Genomic DNA, 18709 nt, shown 5'->3' with positions numbered 1-18709 from the left:
AGTTTGAGTGACACCTGACATGAGAAGCTAAAATCGGCATGCTATCGGTGTTTTTTTCGCCTATATTTATTAAAATCTTTAAATATTAATTTCAATTTCACGAAAAACGTTCGGAAAACCGATTTTTCTTTTAATGTGTCATTTGATGTCACATTCATAGTTCGACTACTTACTTTTTTAGCTATATTGGATTTCTGCACTAACTTCGTTCGTTAAAAGCGAGGTTATAAAGCTATGATGGATTTTTGCACTAACTTTGTTCTCAAAAGGCGACTTCTAGGCGTCAGAGGAGAAAGTTAATGCCATTATCCAATATAGCTCGTAGAAGTGATCAAATCGTAGATAGTTGCTGCGAAAATCCAACATAGCTTCTAAATGCGCCGTTTCAGGAGAGCCTCCTAAAAAAAGAAAAACTGCTTCGAAAAAGGTCAACGACCTAATTCGAAGCAGTCTGAATGGAGTCTATTGGGTTACCTGCCTCTATGCCTTCTTGCGTTCTATGCTTATCCAGACAAGTCCGGCGGCCATAAGCGCCGCGCCGCCCAATTGCAGCATGGCAATCCGCTCGTCGAACAGGATATAACCCGCCGCAACGGCGGCCGCAGGAACGGCATATCGGAAGAAGTTCGAGCGGGTCGCGCCGACCTTGAACATGCAGGCGTTCCATACGACAAAGGCGAGCACGGTGCAGATGAGCACGTTATAGGCGATGGACAGCCATTGCACCGTCCCTAAGCTTTGCCAATCGGTCTGCCCCCACGAGCCGATCGTAAGGGGCAGCATGAAGATCGCGCCGAACAAAATCGTCCAGGTGCTCACGCGCAGAGCTGAATACTGCTTCATAAGCGAAACGGAGCTTAAGTTGAACAACGCGCCGATGATGCTGACACCGAACGCCATCGCGTTGCCTAACATATTGTCGGAGGAAAGCGCGAAGCCTTCATCGCCTCCGAGAATGACGAAGCACACGCCGATCATCGCGATGACGCCGCCAACGACAAGCCGCGACGTAATCGTCTCGCGGGTGAAGAGCGGCGCGAACAAGGCGACGAAGATCGGCCAAGGCGCTACATTAAGCAGCGATGCATTCGCTAATGTCGTATATTTGATCGAATACATGACCGTAATCTCAAGCAGCGTAATGCCGAGCAGGCCAATGAGCATCAGCTTCGGAACGAGACGCCAAGGAACGCCGATGCTGCCCTCCGTCAGCTTCAGGATGAGGAAGAAAAACGGAATGGCAACGCCAAACCGCAGAAACGAAAATATGATCGGATGGAACGACTCCATCGCCAGCCGCGAGATGCCGAAATTCGCTCCCCAGATTACGGCAACTAGCACAAGGCCGGTATAGCTCAGCCACTTCTTATTCATGATGTATGTATCCCCATTTTTTCTTATTTGCCGTGCATTTTGAACTCCACGAACAGTTCATTGTAGCTTTCGCATTCCCCTTTACCAATATCACTGAAACACTTGTGATTATACAGTATTACAGCAAAACGGCAATAGCAATGATAAAGTCGATTTCTGTCACATATTTGAATTTTTAGGGAATAACTTACACTTTATTGAGTTATCCTAGATTGGATTAGAATCAGGCGCGTCTATCGACCGAACCTAAATATACGATGGAAGGATTAAAAACGATGGCTGCAAATACAACCGCTGTTCAAGAAAAAGAAGTGACGGAACACAATATCCACCTCACAGCTTCGGAAACGGGTTTTCTTTGGATACATGGCAAAAAAGCTTTAACTCATCCGTTTAAGTAAATAATAAGATGAGCTTGAACTCAAATAAACTTGAAAAAGTATTATGGAGCGTAGCTTTCCCGGGTTTTGGGCAACTTCTAAACGGTAAATTTTTTAAGGGCATACTGTTGATTGGCATGGAGTTACTAATCAATGTTCAATCCAACTTAAACAAAGTGATCATATCCAGCTTTCGCGGCGACATTTCAGAAGCTATTGCACAAACGGATTACCAATGGTTAATGTTTTATCCCTGCATCTATATGTTCGCCATTTGGGATGCGTACAGGGACGCAGGAGGCGGCAATACGCCTTATGCCGTAGTTCCAATCGTATTTGGCGCGTATTTCGGAACGTTGGGCGTTATATTCTCGAGCGACATTTTCGGAGCTGTTTGGCTAGGTCTCTGCGGAATGTTTGCCGGGTTAAGTTTGGGATTGTTAATTAAAAAGATTTTAATTGCAAAGAGAAGCGCATAAACCAAAAAGAGGCAAGCCCCCTTTGTCCATGAACCTTCGTTCACGACAATCAGGACTTGCCTCATTTCCATTTCATTCCTTATGCTATCGTTGCCGTTGCCGTTTCGCTGCCATCTTCGCCTTTGGTCTTGCGATGGCTGAACGTGAAATAACCGTAAGAGAGAAGCGCGAACAGCAAGGCGATGCCTGCAAGAATCAGACTGTCGCTCCATAACGAGCTGTAATCGCCGCTCGATATGATATCTCTAAAGCCCGCGACCGAATAGGTCATCGGCAGCCAAGGCGATATCGCCTGCAGCCAATCCGGCACAAGCTCGATCGGGAACGTGCCCGCGGAGCTTGTCAATTGGAAGATCAACAGGATGATCGCAATGAACCGGCCCGGATTGTTCATCGAAGATGCGAGGAACTGAATAATCATCATATAGGTGATGCTCGTCAGAACGGAGTAACCGATAAACAATGCTGCATTCGTTACTTGAAGATCCAGCAGATAGAGCAGCGCCGCATCGGCGATAAGCGCTTGAATCGTGCCGATCGCCACTACCGTCAACGCTTTGCTCAGGAACCAGCTCCAGCCGTTCACCGGACGGATCATCGGATCGCGTACCGAATAAACGATCGTAAGCATCATCGCGCCGACATATAGGCCAAGCGATAGGAAGTAAGGCGCCAGGCCCGTACCGTAATTGTCTACCTCGCTGACCTTCTCCACATCAAGCTGGATCGGATCGGCGAACATGTCGACCATCGGATCGGTCAGATCGAGATCCGCCGTCTTATCCGACGCTTCGCTTAGCTTGCCCGATAGCTCCTGCGTGCCGTTCTCCAGCTTGAGGAGCCCGGTCGTCATATTCTTCGCGCCGTCTTCCAGCTTCGCAGAGCCGTCAACGAATGGTCCAACATTCGATTGCAGCGTGCTTAATCCGTTCGCAAGCGTGCCAATACCGCCGTCCAGCTTCGCCGCTCCTGCCGCAAGCTCTTTGCTGCCATCGGCCGCTGCTGACAGCTTGTCGCCGAACTGCTTCATACCGCCGTTGAATTGCTCTGCTCCCGCAACCAATTGCCCGCCGCCAGCACCAAGCTCTTCGGCTCCCTTCGAGGCTGCCGTGGCTTTCTCCCCGAGTTGGTCCAAGCCGGCTGTCAGCTTCATAAGTCCATCGTTAAGCTGATCTGCACCCGCACTTAATTGTTTCTGTCCTTCAGCGGATTTCGACAGTCCGGCCGCCAGCTCCCTGCTGGAGGCCAGCAGCGCGCTGAAGCTCTCGTCCTTCGCAAGCTCCGGATCGGCTTGCGCAAGCTGCGCCAGATCGTTCGCGAGCTTCGCCGCGCCGTCTGCCAGCTGCGCTTCGCCGGCGGCTGAATCGCTCAGCCCTCCTGCGATTTGCCCTGCGGCCCGCTTCGCGTCCTGGCCGCCATCCGCAAGCGTGCCGCTCGCATCCGCCAGCTGCGCTAAGCCGCCGGCAAGCTCGCTCGCTCCCGCGCCTAGCTTCGACGCGCCCGCGCCAAGCGACTCTCCGCCGTCAGCTAGCTGCTGCCGAGCAGCAGCCAATTGCGCAAGCCCGTCGGTAAGGCCCGCCGTGCCTGCGTGAAGCGCAGCGGCGCCTTCTTCCAGCGCGGAGCTGCCGTCCGCCAGCTTCGCCACGCCTTCTTGCAGCGCGACGCTGCCGCTGACCAGCTTGCTTAAATTTTGCTGAATGAGCTGCGCGCCATCCTTCGCTTTCGACGTGCCGTCGGCGATCTCCATCGCTCCGCCCGCCGCCTTGCCGATCCCGTCGGCCAGCTGCTCCATTTGCTCGAACACCGTTCTCGTATACGCCGACGTTATTTCCTTATTCAGCTCCGCCTTCATCGTGTCGACAGCCTTGCTGCCGATTTGCGAGGCTAGAAAGTTGAAGCTTTCGTTCGACAGATACGTGATCTGTGCCGGAACAGGCCGCTCGGAATTAAGCGATGCCGTCTTCTCCGAGAAGTCGGCCGGAATCTCAATCGCCATATAGTAGTCGTGAGCTTCCATGCCTTTAAGCGCGTCTTCTTTGCTTATGAAATGCCATTCGAACTTTTCGTTTTCCTTTAATTGTTCCGTAAAATCATCGCCGATATGCAGCGTCTCATCGTTAAACGTGTAACCTTTATCGGCATTAACGACTGCCACCGGCATTTTGTCCAGATGGCCGTACGGATCCCAGAAGGCGCTAATGAACATCGCCGAATACATGACCGGAATAACCATAACCCCTACGATCGAAATGAGCAGCATCTTGTTTTTGCCGATGCCGGACAACTCCTTGCCGAACTGCTTTAATCCTGACCACTTCATGTTCTCCACTCTCCCGATTACGATATGACCGTTTTTGTCATTTGGTCATTTTCTATTGAAAAAAAGGCATCCCGGTTATTCAGGAGCCAGAGCCAAACCTTCTTGCAAATAAAACCGCAATCGATCGGATACCTCGCTCTTATCGAGCGGCTTATACGCCTTATTCCAATCGACCGTTAACGCCATATATAATTTCAGCATGACGAATGCCGTCATCTCCGGATCGCACCGTTTAATCTCGCCTTTGTCTATCGCCAGCTGCACCTGCTGCTTCATGTAACCAACCACGGCCTGTTCAATCTGCCTGAGCCCCTCAATCGCCATCGGCGTTCCGATCTCGCGAACCTCATGGGACAGCTTCAGCGCCAGCTCGTGCTCTTCGCGGAATTCAAGCAGCTGCTCCAGCGCTGCGTACAAATTATCGAAAAACCGTTTGCTCGGATCGATAACCGTCTCGGCGACGAGCCTCATATCATGAAGCAGCTTCCTCATAATTTCTTGGAACAGCTCTTCCTTATTGGCGAAAAAAGTATAAATCGTCCCCTTGCCGACATTCGCGATCTTGGCGACCTGGTCCATTGTTGTCGCTTTGTAGCCAAATAGCGAGAACGACCTGCCCGCCGCTTCTAAGATAAGTTGCCTGCGATCAACAGCCATGCGTCCACCTCCATTCCACTTATGACCGATTGACCAAAAAACATTTTTAGTCATTTTTACTGAAGTCATCATAACACGACGGCTTTCCAAACGCAATACACCGAAATGCCGATTATTGATACGCCTCCTCGCAGAGATGACTTTTAACATGAATTAACGTTATACTAGGGGGACAAGTCCTGCATACTACTACATACGCAAAGGAGTGTTACCGACAATGTCCTATAAAGAAATTACGACCATTGAAGAATGGAACAGCGCATTCGAAGGCTCGGATTCCCGTCCCGTCGTTGTATTCAAGCACAGCACAACCTGCCCGGTAAGCGCGAACGCGTTCAGCGAGTTTAATCAATATTTGAACGACAAGCCCAGCGAGGACGTAGACTACTTGCTCGTTAAAGTAATCGAGTCCCGCCCGGTATCGAACCAGATCGCCGAGGATACGTCGGTGAAGCATGAATCGCCGCAAATCTTGTACATCGACAAGAAGGCTAAAGTATGGACGGCTTCCCACTGGTCCGTGACGAAAGCCCATATTACGGCCGTTCTCGACTAAGCTGACACTTGCCTCCATCGTAACTATTAGAGAAAACCCGAATTTTCCTGCTTAAATGCGGAAAACCGGGTTTTTTTACATTTTTACCTTTGAGATCTATTCAATAACCGTTGTCTTCTCCATTGCGGCAAAGAAAGCATAAGCGGCGCCGCCAAAAATGAATATCATGTTTTCCGACAATTATTATATAATGTCTGGGTACATTATTTTTCTTTAGAGAGGATTGGTACCGATGTTTGGCAAAATAGCAGCGGATGTGCTTGGCCTGAGCGACGTAGGCTCCGTTATTCATCCCGATAATTACGACAAGGTAGATTCCGATGATTACGTTTTGCACGAAGATAACGAGAAAATTTATTTCCTTATCAAATCGAAGGCCGACGAATATTGCTTTACGAATCTGGCGCTAATCCACCTCGACGGCACGAGCGCAATGAGCAAGAAGCGCACGCTTCGGCGTTACCCGTACGCAACGAACCCGATTGCGAACGTAGCGCTGGAGACAGCCGGAACGGTAGATCTCGACGTGGAAATTAAGTTCACGATCGGTCCTGTCGCACTTAATATCGACGTGCACAAGAAGCATATCGAGGAGCTTAAGGATCTGTACAAAGCACTTATGAAAATATCCGAGATTACGCATGAGAATAACTTGACGCTTGAATTCGCCAGAAACAGCCTGAACATGGCGTCCACGACGATCCAATCGGTACACAAGGGGGACTTCAACGTCGTATCCCAGTTCGATGCGATCAACAAAGCAGCCTTCTCTTGGATGGTCGATACGCATAAGCAATATAAAGTGAAAGATTACGGTTCGATCTTCGAGCGTTATATCAATCAATAGTTCTATGAAATATGGAAATAAGCCGGCGCAACATGCGCCGGCTTATTTTTTACTTACCAAAAGGAAGCATCGTGTCATATTAACTAACATATTCATTGCATAAACCTCACCTTCGCGTTTATATTTAAGTCATACACTGCTTTCATAACTTTATCTTAAAAGAGGTGAACGGAAATGACGAGAGAACTCATATTAACCGTCGATGACGAAGTAAGAATCGGCGAGCTCGTTGGCATGTACTTAACGAAGGACGGATTCCGCCACTTAAGCGCGACAAGCGGACGGCAGGCTATCGAGCTTGCCGAGACCGAGCAGCCTTCGCTGATCGTTCTTGACGTACTGCTCCCCGATATGGAGGGCTATGAGCTATGCGCGCGGCTAAGACAGAAAACCGATGTGCCTATCGTCTTCCTCACCTGCAAAGATACCGAAATCGACAAGGTAGTCGGACTAAGCGTCGGCGCCGACGACTATGTGAGCAAGCCGTTCAGCCCTATCGAGCTGGTGGCCCGCATTAAGGCCCAGCTCCGAAGGAACCGAATCGTTCGGGGCAGATCCTCCCCCGCCGTCACAAATTCCATCTCCTCCGAGCATGTACAGCTCCGTATCGATGCCCATGAAGTGTATGTAGACGGCGTTAAGGTCGAGCTGTCCGCCAAGGAGTTCCAACTCCTCGCCTATCTGATGCAAAATGCGAGACAGGTCCTTCCGACCGAACGTTTGTTAAGCCATATTTGGGGCTATGAGAACAGCCTCGACACGAAGACGCTGCAGGTTCATATCGGCCATCTTCGCAAAAAGATCGAGCGCAATCCCGCAGCGCCGGAGCGCATCGTCACCATTCGCGGAATCGGGTACAAATTCGATGAGCCCATTAAAGAAATATAAACCCGTCCTTCGGCCGCGCACCTTCGCCTTTCAGATGCTTGCGGCCATGTTGACCGTCTCTCTCGTCCCTCTTCTGCTGCTAACCATATTTGCGGGCAAGACCGTAACGTCGCAGTTGAATCACTTCAATTCGATGAATACGGCCTTGACCGAAAAAAACTACATAAGCATGTACGAAGCCAATATCGACGGGCAAGTCCGTGCCATCGACACCGAGCTGCGGCTCGTAGAGGATGCCGTATTGCTCTCGAAGTCGCTTGCCGAGTCTATCTTCTCGGTGAAGCATAACGCCGACAGCGAAGTTCCGATCGAATTCGCGTACGATACGGTCAAACAGCGATTCACAGAGAAAAATTCCAGCGGAGAAGGCGTCATATCGGTTCGCTCGAACAACCCGGATAACTATCCGTCGCCCGAACAAGCTCTCGATCTTGCCAAGGCGAAAGCTTTATTCCCGCTATTCAAGTCCGAAACTTCGCGCAAGCCCAATATCGTGTCCATCTACTATATCCATCCGCACGACGGCTCGTTCTTCTACCCCGAGTACACCGGTACGGCGAAGCGAGACCCTAACATACCGATATACGCCCTGACTTCCTATCGGTTCTATTCGGATGCGCTTAACGTGCGCCCAAACATTAACCGTGTCGCCTGGACAAAGCCTTACTTCGACATCACGCCGCGAGGCTGGATGTTTACCGCCACGACGCCTGTTTACGACGAGAACCGTGTATTGCGCGGCGTAGTTGCCGCGGATGTCACGATCGAACGTTTCGTAGACAACGTGCTCGATACGAGATTCGGCGACGAGAACGGCTACGCGCTCCTGCTGGATCGGGATCATGAACTAATCGCCGCCCAGCAGCACGGCATGGAGGAAATACAGGGGCTGCAGCTTGCGACGCTGTTCAGCAACGAAACAGTGGACAGCTATCGCAGCCTTAAGATTAACGGCGAGCAGAAGCTTGTATTCAGCCGCTCGATACCGACAACGAACTGGATTCTCGGCTATATCATTCCCGAGCATAAGCTGCTGGAGCCGATTCATAACGCTACGGAGAAGCTCTCCGCACAGACACGCGATGAGCTGGTCCTGCAGCTCTCTCTGCTCGGTATCGTCGCTTTCTGCTTATGCGTCACGCTTGCCTTCTACTTGCGCTCGAAAGTATCGCGACCGGTCAATCTGCTTACGGGCGCTTTCGCCGAGATGGGCGAGGGCCAATTCTCTACCGCTTTAAACGATACAAGGACGCTTGAATTCAACCAGCTGCTGCGTTCGTTCAATCGGATGTCTTCCAAAATCCGAGAGCTCATGGAGCAGCAGAACGAGCATAATGTCCAGCTTGAGCATAAGGTCGAGCAGCGGACGGAGGAACTAAGAGAGATCAACACCGAGCTGGAGATGCGGGTTAACGAGCTTATGCGAATCGAGCATTGGCGCAAGGAGCTGCTCATGAATATCTCGCATGACTTGAAGACGCCGATCACGCTTATTCGCGGCTATATCGACGCAATCACCGACGGCACGATTCCGCCGGCCGATACAGGCATCTACCTCAAGCGAATCTATGAGGATATTCAAACGATCAACCAGTTCGTTCGGAATCTGAACGAACTGAGTTTATTGGAGACGCGGCAGCTGAGCGCCGAGTTCAATCGCTTAGACGCCGTTGAATTCTTCGATACGGCAGCAACGAAATGGGATGTCTACACGCGGCTGGCGAAGCGGCCATTCTCTGTTGCCCGGCCGCAGCCGTCTATGCCGTTAATAGTCAACGGCGATAAGCATCTTATCGGCAGAGTCATCGATAACCTGATCGACAATGCGCTGAAGTATTCCGACGCGGACTGCCCGATCGTTTTCGCGCTGGAGCATACGGGCGAAGCCGTTATCTTTCGCGTCATCGACGCCGGAGCAGGCATTCCGGAGGACGCGCTGCCTTTCATCTTCAACTCCTTCTACCGCGTCGACAAGTCGCGGAACAGCAGCATTCCCGGCAGCGGCCTGGGGCTATCGATCGCCAAGGAAATCGCAGACATCCACGGTGGCGAGCTTACCGTCATGACGAACGAAGCGCATGGCAGCGGCTGCATCTTCTCGCTATCGCTTCCGCTGCAGCAACCAGCAGTGCCGGCCCTCACCTCCACCACCCATTCAACTTAACGCTATAAGTTCCCAGATGATCTTACAGATCAAAGTAACAAGTCACTCCTTAGCCGTTAGAGCTCATACGCTCTTACAACCTCCCCCGCCGTCGCTCACCCGTCCAGCCTAGCACTGTAAGATCATATATGATCTTACAGACCGCAGTAACCAGTTACTCCTTAGCCGTAAGAGCTCATATGCACTTACAGCCCCCCACCCTCGCATGCAGCCCGAACAAAGCAAACAGTCCGTTCACTCGCCTTCTCGCGAGTGAACGGACTGTTCTTTAGCAGATGCTTATTGCTTCGGATCTACGACCGGCAGGTCAAGCGTCGGCGTTTCGTTGAAGAAGTTCCAAGGCTTGATCATCGCCGTTACCCACTCCGTAGGCATGATCGGGAATTCTTCCGCGCGCATGACATGCGTCGTACCCGTGGTCAGCCATACGACCGAGTCTACGCTCTCGATATCGCGGTTTTGCTGCGTCCAGAGGCCAAGACCGGTGTCCGTGTTATGCGTCGTGTATTTGCCTTCCGAGTACAGCTCATCTTTCTTGTAAGGCGTTACAAAAATATGATTATTGATGAATTCCGCGCGTTTCAATACATAGTCCGTTTTCGTGAAGAGCGGCTCTTCCATGAACGGATGCGTGCCGCCCGCGAACGGAATGACTTGATAGCCTGTCGTATTTCCAAGGCTGTTCTTTTTCGATTCGCTCGAGACCAACACGATTTTGTCCGGATCGAATTTTTGAATCGCTTCTTGCTCGGTTTTGTACGTTTTCTCTACCGTAATCATTTCGCTGCGGGCAAATTCCGGATTGGCCACCGTAATCGCCTTAGGCAAAATTTCGCCAACGGAGTTCGTTTCGCCGTCCACGTCCATGTCCAGACGATAGCTGAAAATGTGCTGATGCGTCGGCGCTACGATATTCGGATCGACGAGCATGCCGTTGCGCGTATCCTTTGTAGCCGTTGGATCGGACATCGTTTTCGTATCCACCGCTTTCACTTGAGCAAGACCCGTTGCGCCGGCCATCAGCTTGATCGAACCGTTTTGCAGGAATACCCAGTCCAAAATGTAATCGTAGTTGCCGATCGTCGCAATCGCGCGAAGCACAAGCTCACGACGCTCTCTCGCGTCGCCGTTATGCGACCATTCCGCATCGGCGTAACGTTCGAACAGAGCAAACGCACCCTTGATCACATTGGCTTTCCCTTCTTTATCGTTAAGCGCGGCATCAAACAACGTCGCGTTCTTCGGCACATCCGAGCCCATATTGAGCGTGCGAACCGACAAACCCACACCGTATTCGCCGGCGTCCATGAAGATTTTGTAGAGCCAAGCCGGATCCGGATCTCCGTACGGAACCATCATGCCGCCAAGACCGCCCTCGTACATCACTTTGCGCTTGTTGCCGTTCTCCGTGTACGTAACCGTCGATACGATCGGACCTACGCGCGGATCCAAACGGAAGTGGAACTTCCAGTTCTGCCAATCGACCATCGTGCCTTTAACCGAGAAGCTTGCGCCTTCTGGCTGGGTAATGATAAGCGGCTTGATTTCATCGGTACGCTTTGTTTTGATAACCTTCGAATAGTCGTTCAGATCCGTCGGAACGGGAGGCGCTCCCGTTTCATAGATTTTAAGCACTTTCTTCGCATTCAGGTCAACGAGGAAGGAAAGTCCGTCCATTGGGTGAGCCATTCGATTCACCATGCCCTCTATTTTCGGGCGAGGTACGGAGATAGCTAGACGCGAGCCCGGTGGCGTCAGCTGAGGGCCATAATCGCCAAGCGGCCCATCGGCAAACGATACTTGCGTCAGGTCGGTAATACCGCGTTTGGCGAGCGCGGCGACCGCTTTTTCGTCCGCTTCGACGATAGCCTCCGATTGTCCCCATTCCGTGTAAAGCGGCCATCCGGTTTTGACTTCCTTCCAGTATGTGATTTTATCGGTATCCAGATCGACCGTGCCCTCATAAGGCTTATCGCCTTTGATAAGGGTGAACGTCGCTTGTCTTGGAAGCTTCGTGATCGGATTCGCATCCCAAGCCCATACCTTCGCTTTGTCGGGCTCTTCGAGCTTAATTTCGGAGAAGTACATGTCTTTGCTGCCGTACTGGGAATCGCGGATAATTTGCGCCGCTTTCTCGATTTCCTGCGGGGTAAGCGGGTTAAGCGGGTGGTAAACCATCTTATTGATTTCCGCCGCGCTAAGTCGATCGATGCCAAGCAACCCCGGCAAAAAGCTGACCGATGCAAAAGCGACAGATAAAGCGATAACCGATGCAATCATCTTTTTCTTTTTCATAGTTTCCCTCCGTTATGAACGATATTCTCGTGCGGTTATGATTGCCAGCCTGCATGCCCCTCCCCTATCTCGCGCCATCGCATCCCTCGTTTCCGTTGATCTATGTCATTTATCCTAACATGCAAAGGTAATAATTCACGGAGGCCAAGGTAAAGGTTGCATAAGATCTTCCTCTCCTTTCGGTAAAATCTTGTGCCGCTATGGGCTCGACTGGAACATACAAAAAAACCTCTACCCCCGCATTCACGAGGATAGAGGCTCTAACTTTAACGACGCGCTATACTTTAATGACAAAAGGAACAACGAACGTCTTGCCGTTACGCTGGAACTGTCCCCAAACTTTGTATAAGCCGCCGGGAAAGGCCGCTCCGAATACAGCCTGCGGGCCTGACGATGCCCAGTTAAGCGGATGAATATGGATGAACTGCTCCGTCGTCTGATCGATCGCGACAACATGGCCGACCGCGCCCAGGTAAAGCTCCAGATCCGTTATCGGCTCGCCCGTCTTCTCATCCGTAAACGTGTACGTCATGCTCATCTGCGTTTGCGGAGCAAGCTCATCCGAGAATGCAAGCGTCACCTTCATGCCGTCTACGCTCGCTGTAAGCTTATCGCTTGGCTCAAAGGCCGCCCTTCCAAGCTCCACCCCGCCAACCTGAACCGTCCCGGTTCTCGTAAGCTCGTTCATACCGGTCGGAACGAAGTCGACGTATAACTTAAACTTGCCGCTAGCCGGGAAAGCGATCGGCAGTTCGAACACTCCGCCGCCTTTATGTTCGGGATGCACATGCTGAAAATACTGCAAGTCTTCGCTCACAATGATGAGGTGCAGCAGCTTTTCATTCGTGATATCGAAAGCTTCGATCGGTTTATCGCCGCTACCGGTTATCGTTAATGCGAGCATAGCCGGCACTCCCGCTTGCGGATCGCCCTCCGGCCACTTCAACCGAATCGCGATTCCTTTCTCGGCGGCCGACTCGGCACCCGCCCCGGCGTGGCGATGCGCCAAGGACAACGCGTACGGATCAAGTAACGGATCCGATAAATCGCCCGTCGCTCCCGCATCTTTCGTCCCTTGCAACAGAAATATCGCCGCAAGAACGAGTACGAACCCCATCGACAATAACGTCCACTTGTGCTTGACCAATCTGCCACCCCCTGCCTCATCGATGCGCTATGAAGCTATTGTATAGAAACAGAGTAAAAGTAACGCCCTAGCAAAGTAAAAAACAAGTAAAGCTTTGTTAAAATTCAGCCAAGCTGCAATACATCCTTTTCCAGACCTTCAAGATGCGGTAGAATAGAGCTAGACGTAGAACGTCCTGCTGCCATTTTTGGCGAGGGCGTTCTTTTTTTATTTTTCTGGCCTGGGAGGCGTGTGGAATGGATCAGTTCGAGCTGGCGCATAAGGCGCTTATCGAGGAACATTTAGAGAGAAGGAAAGGCGAGCGCAAAGGACGTTTGTTGAGAGGACATAGCTTCGGCGAACGACTGCTGCTTCAGAACGTATGGTGGCCGCTATTCGGAAGCTTCGAGCATTGTCACCCCGAGTACGAGATCTATGATTGGAATCGCAAATCGCAGTTTCTCGACCTGGCTTACATTACGCCATTCGGAAGATTCGGGATCGAGTGCGACGGATTCCAAAGCCATGTGAAGGATATGGATAGGGAAAGGTTCAACTATTCGTTGAATCGAGACACTTTTCTCACAGGATTAGGTTGGAAAATGATACACTTCTCCTTCGACGACATCGAGCGCCGTCCGGAGTTATGCCGCATGCTGCTTCAGCATGTAATTGGACCCTATATGCTGCGCAAGGGTAATGAAAGCTTTGGCTCGGTCACGGAGAAGGAGCTGCTCCAATTCGCATGGCGACTAGGGCGGCCGATCCGCCCCAAGGATGTTTGCGACCTCTTAAACGTTGATTTCCGCACTGCGCGCAGGCTACTACTCACTCTTGCCGAGAAAGGCTGGCTGCGCAATGTTTCGCAAGGCAAGACAGCCCGTTATTACGAACTAGCCGGGAATGCACTTCACATGTTGCGGTAGGGTAGCGTTGTAGCCCATCAGCATTCGCCGACGTCGTATAATAGTTATCCAAGCTGAGCTAGTATGTCTCAGTGACCGCCACACCTTCCCCGGCCTCAGCTATGTTGGATTTTCGCAGTAACTTTGGGCTGAATTAGCGGGCGCGGGGAGCTATGTTGGACTTTCGCAGTAACTTCGAGAGCGTGACCGCCTTTTGGGCACAAAACAAAGGGCTATGTTGCAAATATCCAACATAGCCCCCGACATCGCGTTAAACCGCCAATAGTTACTGCAAACATCCATTATAGCCGTCTCTTACGCGCCGAATCCGCTCCGGACCGACGACATACTAACTGGCGACTTATACTTACCCACACACCTCGCCGCACCGGAGTAAGGTTCAACATTATGAGCTATGTTGGATTTTCGCAGTAACTTCGAGCTGAATTAGCGGGCTCGGGGAGCTATGTTGGACTTTCGCAGTAACTTCGAGAGCGTGACCGCCATTCGGGCACAAAGCAAAGAGATATGTTGCAAATATCCAACATAGCTCTCAGGTCGGAGCGATACCACCAATAGTTACTGCGAATATCCAATATAGCCGTCCGATGCGACGCTTCTACGACGCGACGTGTCGTACATATCAGCCCCATCCGACGATTAAACTACAATCCACTTTAAGCGTATGCGTTCAATGCAGCCTGCACGGCGAGGCCGGCTTCCAGCTCGTGGCCGTGGTGCAGCAGCGCCGCTTCGAGCGCGCCGAGAGTCAGCAGCACGTTGCGTTTGCTGCAGCTGTAGCCCATCGTGCCGATGCGCCAAATTTTGCCCTTCAGCACGCCGAAGGAGCTTGCAATCTCGATGCCGAAATCCTGCAGCAGCAGATTTCTGACCGACTCGCCGTCTATGCCTTCCGGGATCTCGACGCAAGTGACGACCGGCATTTTGCAGCTTGGGTCGCCGTACAGATGGAGACCCATCGCCTGAACACCGGCGACTAGGGCTGCCTCATGCGCCTTATGCCGCGCATAACGCTGCTCCAGCCCCTCCTCCAGCACAAGACGCAACCCTTCACGCAACGCGTACAGCATCGAAGTCGCTTCCGTGTGATGGTTCAGCCTAGCAGAGCTCCAATAATCCTGGAGCATGCTTAAGTCGAAATAATTGCTCTGCACGGGGCGCAGCAGCGATTCTTCTTCGCTGCCTGTCAGCAGGCCGCGCTCGATCTTCTTGCGCTTCGCGATCTTCGCAGCCGCGCGGCTATTGTACGTGATCGGCGACATGCCCGCCGGTACGGACAAACATTTCTGCGTGCCGCCAATAACGGCGTCAAGCAGCAGACGATCCGTCTCGAGCGCCACGCCGCCTATCGTGGCTACCGCATCGACGATAAGCAGAGCGTCCAGGTCTCGGCACACTTGTCCGATGCCCTCAAGCGATTGCATCCGTCCGGTCGACGTCTCGCCGTGAACGATCGCCACAAGCTTAGGCCGATGCGTCCGAATCGCCGCGACTAGCTCCTCCTTGTCGAAGACGAAGCCCCACTCCTTCTCGATCGTCACCACTTCGGCGCCGCAGCGCTGCGCGATCTCCGTGAGCAGATGGCCAAATCGGCCGTAGATCGGCACAAGCACCTTATCTCCCGGCTCGATCAAGCTAACGAGCACCGCTTCAATACCGGAACGCGACGTGCCGTCCACCGGAAACGCCCATTCGTTCTCGGTAACGAACAGCTTGCGCAGCATCTCCATCGTTTCATTCATAATAGAAGTGAACTCCGGGTCGAATTGACCCAATATAGGAAACGACATTGCCCGCAGCACGCGCGGGTCCACCTCAACCGGTCCCGGCGTCATAATCGTACGCGGCGATGGCGACAAATCCTTGTAAACCTTCATATCCGTTCCTCCTTATACCCCAATCTGTACAACAATTCCGCCAGTATCAGCACTCCGACAGCGAGCTCGCTTGGCGCGGTATACTCCAGCGGCGAATGCGAAATGCCGCCGCGGCTCGGAACGAACAGCATTCCAGCCTTGCATATATGCTCGAACATCACGGCGTCATGCCCCGCTCCGCTAACCATCCGCATCGAAGCGATGCCGAGCTCCTCGGTTATTTCATCCATATGCTGCTTCATACCGGCATCCATCGGAACCGGCTTCTCGCAAAACCATTCCATGCCGCTAAACCCAAGTTCCCGTTCCTCCGCGAGCCGCTTGAATGTATTCATCACCCATTCGCAGAAGCTGCCGAGCGCCTCCTCGTCCCCATGCCTGGCATCCACCGTGAACATCACCTTGCCCGGCACGACATTCGGTACATTGGGCTGCACATGAAGCTGTCCCACCGTCGCCACAAGCGGCGCACCCTGCTTCATCGCTTCGCGGCGCAGCTCCTGGATCATAGCGCTGGCGCCTTCAAGCGCATCTCTGCGCATATGCATCGGCGTCGTGCCCGCATGGTTCGGTTCGCCAGTAACCTCGAACTTCATTCGTCTTTGGCCGGCTATCGCATCCACAATGCCAATAGCCGCCTTCTCCGTCTCCAGCACCGCGCCCTGCTCGATATGAACCTCGATGAACGCGCCGATGTCTTGGCGGCGGCTGCTTCGGCCGGAGCCTTCCCCGAATCCGCATTCCCGCATGGCATCCGTGAAAGATACCTCATCCATATCCCGCAACCGAGCAATCTGCTCGAAGTCTCTTTTCCCCGCAATGCTGCCCGAGCCCCAATAAGCGATCGGAAAACGGCTGCCTTCCTCTTCGCAAAGCGAAACAACCTCAATCGTCCGCTTCGGCTTGCCGAATTGCTGCTGCAAATAATTTACCGCGAGCAAGCCTGCAGCAATGCCATAAGCTCCGTCATATTTACCGCCTTGAACAACCGTATCAATATGGGACCCTGTTATTATAGAAGGCGCATGCCGATCCTCGCCTTGTAATTTTCCAAATAAGTTGCCGACCTCGTCAAACTCGGTTTCCAGACCATGACTTGCCATTTTGACAGCTAACGCCTGCTGAGTATTCAGCCATCCTTCGGTGTAAAGCAGCCGCGTTATGCCGCCGTTTTCATCCGGGCTGAATGCAGCCAACCAATTCAATATGTGCATGATATGCGTCTCGAAATAAGTCAACAGCCGCTCCTTATCCTGCGGATGAGAAAGTACACTCAGCCCCATAGCTGCTCCCCCTCTCTTGTTAACAAAAAAAACTATCGGACCCACCTGCCGGGCTTTCGCGCGCTCAAACCCCGCTTCTCATCGTACACAAGCTGCCCGCCTAGATAAGTCGCCGCTATTTTGCAATGAAGGGTTTCGCCTATATAAGGACTGTGCTTATGCCGGTGATACAAATGATTGGTTTCTAAAGTATAAGGTTTGTTTAGATCAATGAGAACAATGTCCGCATCAGCTCCGACACGGATTTCGCCTTTGCCCTTATGCAGCCCGAAACGCTTCGCCGGCGCAGAAGAGAGCAGACGGCTCAGCAGAGTGAGCGGGATTCCGCGCTTCACATGGCCCTCGCCTATAATAAGCTCCATCGAGCTTTGCGCTCCTGCTATGCCGCCCCAAGCGTCGAAGAAATCATCCGCTTCCTTCATGGAAGCCGGACAAGGCGAGTGGTCCGAGGAAATCATATCCACATGCCCCGCCGCAATCTCCTGCCACAGCTTCTCTCGCTCCGCTTCATCGCGCAGCGGCGGAGAGCACTTGGCAACCGCGCCCTTCCTATCCAAATCCGCCGCCGTGAGGGTCAAATAATGCGGGCAAGTCTCTACCGTTACATCCAGACCGCGTTCACGCGCCCCCACGATCGCTTTCACGCCGGCCTCGCTGCTAATGTGAACGAAATGGAGCGCACAGCCCGTTTGCTCCGCATAGAACAATGCACGGTTAATCGCTTCGAGCTCTGCAATAATCGGCCTGGAAGCCGCATAATCCGCAGGCGACGACCGTCCTTCCGCCCGCATAGCCAGGCCAAGCTTCGATACGATCGGCTCGCTCTCCGCATGCAGCGCAAGCACTTTGTTCAAGCTTGCTATGATCTTCATTCCTTCGAGCAACGTATAGTCGTCCACCTCTCGGAAAGCATCCTCGCTCGGATCGCCAGGCGATGACATAAACGCTTTAAATCCAACCACGCCCGCTTCGTGCAGCGGCTTAAGCTCATGCAGCTTGCCCGGTACCAGTCCGCCCCAAAGCGCATAATCGACTTGCGACCTTCCTTGAGCAGCATCCAGCTTTTGCTGCATGGCAGAGACCGTAACCGTCGGCGGAATGCCGTTCAGCGGCATATCCACATAGGTTGTGCAACCGCCGGCCGCAAGCGCGGCGGAGCCGCTCTCGAAACCTTCCCATTCGCCGAGCCCCGGTTCGTTCAAGTGCACATGAACGTCAATCATTCCCGCCATGACGGTAAGCCCTGCTGCGTCGACGGTTGTCTCCGCGATATTCTCATCCAGTTGCTCGCCAAGCTGCACGATCCGTCCCTCCAGGATGCCGATATCGAGAACTCGCACCTCATCCTTCAATACGACGGTACCGTTTTTTATGATTAGATCCAGCTTTCCCTGATCGTTCATACGATTCGACCGCCTCTCGCAATGAAATTGTTCGCCTGTTTTATCTTTTTGCATCCATACTTAATGAAGTTTATGAAGCAGCCTCATTAAATAGTGAAGCTGCATTCACTATTTTTCGCGTCTCTCCGGCGGCT

At 52.4% G+C, this 18709-nt stretch carries 15 protein-coding genes; 7 read left to right on the top strand and 8 right to left on the bottom strand.

What is annotated here, in order from left to right; all coding sequences use genetic code 11:
* Positions 1-480: 480 nt before the first annotated feature.
* On the bottom strand, positions 481-1374 hold the full coding sequence (locus tag J2T14_RS21905) for a DMT family transporter (RefSeq protein ID WP_307474173.1): 894 nt from the start codon (positions 1372-1374) through the stop codon (positions 481-483).
* A gap of 275 nt (positions 1375-1649) precedes the next feature.
* Here J2T14_RS21905 and J2T14_RS21900 point away from each other — a divergent pair, with 275 nt between their 5' ends.
* Entirely contained in the window at positions 1650-1775 is a 126-nt protein-coding gene (locus J2T14_RS21900; protein WP_307206088.1) for a hypothetical protein, read from the top strand.
* An 8-nt stretch (positions 1776-1783) separates the two neighbouring features.
* The gene (locus J2T14_RS21895) at positions 1784-2233 is read left to right on the top strand and encodes a hypothetical protein (RefSeq protein ID WP_307206089.1); all 450 of its coding nucleotides are present in this window, start codon (positions 1784-1786) and stop codon (positions 2231-2233) included.
* A gap of 79 nt (positions 2234-2312) precedes the next feature.
* Here the strand turns inward: J2T14_RS21895 and J2T14_RS21890 are convergent, their stop codons facing one another.
* Both J2T14_RS21890 and J2T14_RS21885 read right to left on the bottom strand, forming a co-directional pair.
* Entirely contained in the window at positions 2313-4553 is a 2241-nt protein-coding gene (locus tag J2T14_RS21890) for a YhgE/Pip domain-containing protein (RefSeq protein ID WP_307474168.1), read from the bottom strand.
* Between the two features lie 75 nt (positions 4554-4628).
* Complete coding sequence (locus J2T14_RS21885; protein WP_307474166.1) at positions 4629-5210, bottom strand: TetR/AcrR family transcriptional regulator; 582 nt, start codon at positions 5208-5210, stop codon at positions 4629-4631.
* Positions 5211-5427: 217 nt separating this feature from the next.
* Between J2T14_RS21885 and ytxJ the strand changes: the two genes are divergently transcribed.
* The 4 genes from ytxJ (at position 5428) to J2T14_RS21865 (ending at position 9665) form a co-directional block, all read left to right on the top strand.
* On the top strand, positions 5428-5766 hold the full coding sequence (gene ytxJ / locus J2T14_RS21880) for a bacillithiol system redox-active protein YtxJ (RefSeq protein ID WP_307474165.1): 339 nt from the start codon (positions 5428-5430) through the stop codon (positions 5764-5766).
* Between the two features lie 232 nt (positions 5767-5998).
* Positions 5999-6613, top strand: coding sequence for a PH domain-containing protein (locus J2T14_RS21875; protein WP_307206092.1), 615 nt, complete (start codon positions 5999-6001; stop codon positions 6611-6613).
* Between the two features lie 174 nt (positions 6614-6787).
* Positions 6788-7501, top strand: coding sequence for a response regulator transcription factor (locus J2T14_RS21870; protein WP_307474163.1), 714 nt, complete (start codon positions 6788-6790; stop codon positions 7499-7501).
* Positions 7479-9665 (top strand): sensor histidine kinase, encoded by a 2187-nt coding sequence (locus tag J2T14_RS21865; RefSeq protein WP_307474161.1) that lies wholly within the window; start codon positions 7479-7481, stop codon positions 9663-9665. Before J2T14_RS21870 ends, J2T14_RS21865 begins: the two co-directional genes overlap by 23 nt.
* A gap of 279 nt (positions 9666-9944) precedes the next feature.
* Here J2T14_RS21865 and J2T14_RS21860 read toward each other — a convergent pair whose 3' ends face one another.
* Together J2T14_RS21860 and J2T14_RS21855 are read right to left on the bottom strand one after the other, a co-directional pair.
* On the bottom strand, positions 9945-11960 hold the full coding sequence (locus tag J2T14_RS21860) for a copper amine oxidase (protein WP_307474159.1): 2016 nt from the start codon (positions 11958-11960) through the stop codon (positions 9945-9947).
* A gap of 277 nt (positions 11961-12237) precedes the next feature.
* Positions 12238-13107, bottom strand: a complete 870-nt coding sequence (locus J2T14_RS21855; protein ID WP_307474157.1) for a hypothetical protein — start codon at positions 13105-13107, stop codon at positions 12238-12240.
* 236 nt (positions 13108-13343) lie between these two features.
* Here J2T14_RS21855 and J2T14_RS21850 point away from each other — a divergent pair, with 236 nt between their 5' ends.
* Positions 13344-14012, top strand: a complete 669-nt coding sequence (locus J2T14_RS21850; protein ID WP_307474155.1) for a hypothetical protein — start codon at positions 13344-13346, stop codon at positions 14010-14012.
* A gap of 656 nt (positions 14013-14668) precedes the next feature.
* Here J2T14_RS21850 and J2T14_RS21845 read toward each other — a convergent pair.
* The 3 genes from J2T14_RS21845 to J2T14_RS21835 are packed head-to-tail and all read right to left on the bottom strand — an operon-like array spanning position 14669 to position 18575.
* Entirely contained in the window at positions 14669-15889 is a 1221-nt protein-coding gene (locus J2T14_RS21845; protein ID WP_307474154.1) for a pyridoxal-phosphate-dependent aminotransferase family protein, read from the bottom strand.
* Complete coding sequence (gene allC / locus J2T14_RS21840) at positions 15886-17172, bottom strand: allantoate deiminase (RefSeq protein WP_307474152.1); 1287 nt, start codon at positions 17170-17172, stop codon at positions 15886-15888. Before allC ends, J2T14_RS21845 begins: the two co-directional genes overlap by 4 nt.
* A gap of 32 nt (positions 17173-17204) precedes the next feature.
* Complete coding sequence (locus tag J2T14_RS21835) at positions 17205-18575, bottom strand: allantoinase (RefSeq protein ID WP_307474150.1); 1371 nt, start codon at positions 18573-18575, stop codon at positions 17205-17207.
* Between the last annotated feature and the right edge of the window lie 134 nt (positions 18576-18709).

It is taken from the genome of Paenibacillus harenae (assembly GCF_030812415.1).
In the GTDB taxonomy this organism is placed as follows: Bacteria; Bacillota; Bacilli; order Paenibacillales; family Paenibacillaceae; genus Pristimantibacillus; species Pristimantibacillus harenae_A.
This window is presented reverse-complemented; position numbering and strand designations above follow the sequence as displayed.

Excerpts from the sequence above, each read along its gene's own strand:
- J2T14_RS21850 (WP_307474155.1), top strand. The coding sequence starts at position 13,344 with ATGGATCAGTTCGAGCTGGCGCATAAGGCGCTTATCGAGGAACATTTA.
- J2T14_RS21870 (WP_307474163.1), top strand. The coding sequence starts at position 6,788 with ATGACGAGAGAACTCATATTAACCGTCGATGACGAAGTAAGAATCGGC.
- J2T14_RS21900 (WP_307206088.1), top strand. The coding sequence starts at position 1,650 with ATGGCTGCAAATACAACCGCTGTTCAAGAAAAAGAAGTGACGGAACAC.
- J2T14_RS21860 (WP_307474159.1), bottom strand. The coding sequence starts at position 11,960 with ATGAAAAAGAAAAAGATGATTGCATCGGTTATCGCTTTATCTGTCGCT.
- ytxJ (WP_307474165.1), top strand. The coding sequence starts at position 5,428 with ATGTCCTATAAAGAAATTACGACCATTGAAGAATGGAACAGCGCATTC.
- J2T14_RS21865 (WP_307474161.1), top strand. The coding sequence starts at position 7,479 with ATGAGCCCATTAAAGAAATATAAACCCGTCCTTCGGCCGCGCACCTTC.
- J2T14_RS21905 (WP_307474173.1), bottom strand. The coding sequence starts at position 1,374 with ATGAATAAGAAGTGGCTGAGCTATACCGGCCTTGTGCTAGTTGCCGTA.
- J2T14_RS21875 (WP_307206092.1), top strand. The coding sequence starts at position 5,999 with ATGTTTGGCAAAATAGCAGCGGATGTGCTTGGCCTGAGCGACGTAGGC.
- J2T14_RS21885 (WP_307474166.1), bottom strand. The coding sequence starts at position 5,210 with ATGGCTGTTGATCGCAGGCAACTTATCTTAGAAGCGGCGGGCAGGTCG.
- J2T14_RS21890 (WP_307474168.1), bottom strand. The coding sequence starts at position 4,553 with ATGAAGTGGTCAGGATTAAAGCAGTTCGGCAAGGAGTTGTCCGGCATC.
- J2T14_RS21835 (WP_307474150.1), bottom strand. The coding sequence starts at position 18,575 with ATGAACGATCAGGGAAAGCTGGATCTAATCATAAAAAACGGTACCGTC.
- J2T14_RS21895 (WP_307206089.1), top strand. The coding sequence starts at position 1,784 with ATGAGCTTGAACTCAAATAAACTTGAAAAAGTATTATGGAGCGTAGCT.
- J2T14_RS21845 (WP_307474154.1), bottom strand. The coding sequence starts at position 15,889 with ATGAAGGTTTACAAGGATTTGTCGCCATCGCCGCGTACGATTATGACG.
- allC (WP_307474152.1), bottom strand. The coding sequence starts at position 17,172 with ATGGGGCTGAGTGTACTTTCTCATCCGCAGGATAAGGAGCGGCTGTTG.